Here is a 1533-nt window from a genome sequence, read left to right as displayed (position 1 = left end):
CTTGCAGTTACCCATAAGTGTTCGTCGGGGGCTTTGCGAGACGGGCACCTTCAACGAGGTCGGCGAGGCGGGAGAAGCCTCGCCATATGACGGTCGTCCCCGGTGGCGCGTCGGAAGCGCGGTCGAGATAGCCTCCGAGGCGCGCGACTGCCCTGACATAGAATTCGAGATCGCGCGGTGCCTGGCGCTTCCTGTCCGGCGCCGCTTGGTCGAGCAGGTTGCGCTCGTCCTCCGTGAAAACGGCGGCAGGGTCCGTCGCCGGTGCCTCGCGGCTCAGCATCGTCAGCCATGACACGCGCCAGGCCACGACGCAGCAAAGTGCGATGCAGTTGGCCAGGCGATCGGCAGTCGCGAGGCGCAGTTCCTCGATCTGGCAGCCGGTCTTCAGGGTCCGAAAGAAGGTCTCGATCTTCCAGCGCAGGGCGTACCATTCGAGCTTGTGCACGGCCTCCGCGTGGCTCCCGACGGGCAGGTTCGTGATCAGCTTCCAGAGGATAGGTGCCCTGTCCTCCGGCGGGTCGAGTTCCTCGGCATGGATGATCTGAAGCTCCTGATGCCGGTATTTCCGCTGCTTTCCGATCGGCGGGCGGACCGTCATCGTAGCGTGCCGGACCGACAGCACGGCGCGATGATCCTGGCCCTGCGCGTCGCGGAACCGGACTTCGTGAGTGCCACTGGACTGCACCTGCGCCATGACCCTGGCGATGGTCGTGTCGCCATCCTCCGCCAGGCGGTCGACGCAGCTCCGGACCAGGAAGTTGGTCCCGAGTTCCTCGGCCAGGCAGTAGAGTTCGTAGATGTCGCTCTCGCGGTCGCCGACATGCACGCAGCGCTCCGGCGCGCCCGCCAGCCCGGTGGACAGGCGCAGATTGTCGAGCCAGCGCATGCTCTCCTTCTGCTCGATCGGCACGCGGGTCGGATTGATCTTGCGCTTGAGCGCCGCAGTCCCCTTGAACTTTGCGCGCGACCAGAACTTGGCGGCTGTCAGCCCGAGCGGCAAACCGTCCGGCGTGATCGCCAGGCTGGCATGCATCAAGAGCCCGCAGATCGCGTGTTTCTGGTAGCGGCCTTCCTTCAGCTTGCGTCCGGTCGATACCTTGGTGAACCCGATCTTCTCCGGAGCCGAACGCTTGAAGGAGAATTCCGTGGTGTCCTGCAGGATCAGGATGGGACCGTCGGTTGCCTGCATGCGCAAGGCAGAGGCGGCGAAGTGGCCCTCAAGGATCTTGTCTTCGCTGACATTCCCGTTGGAAAAGAACCGGTAGGCCGCCTTGGTGTTCGACCAATCCTGGAACGCCGTAGGCAGCGATTTTCCCGGCCGCTCCCCGAGCGCCTCAAGCATTGCCCCGAGCCGCCGGTTCAGCCGGACGTCCCCCAAATTACACCCGGCGGTTTCCGTTTCCACCCAATTCTGCCCCATGCCCGCACCTCATTCATTCGGTGCCACATGACGAATCATGATCGGCGCTTCACGGACAAGACCAAGTCTTGTGGGTGAATCAATTCGCCGCACGACTTGTGGGTAACTGCAAG

General features: G+C 63.9%; 1 protein-coding gene. It reads right to left on the bottom strand.

The annotated features are described in order from the left end of the window. Positions 1–7: 7 nt before the first annotated feature. On the bottom strand, positions 8–1420 hold the full coding sequence (locus PVW49_RS23625) for an IS4 family transposase (protein ID WP_274591795.1): 1413 nt from the start codon (positions 1418–1420) through the stop codon (positions 8–10). Between the last annotated feature and the right edge of the window lie 113 nt (positions 1421–1533).

The organism is Marinovum sp. PR37 (genome assembly GCF_028807375.1).
GTDB lineage: Bacteria > Pseudomonadota > Alphaproteobacteria > Rhodobacterales > Rhodobacteraceae > Marinovum > Marinovum algicola.
This window is presented reverse-complemented; position numbering and strand designations above follow the sequence as displayed.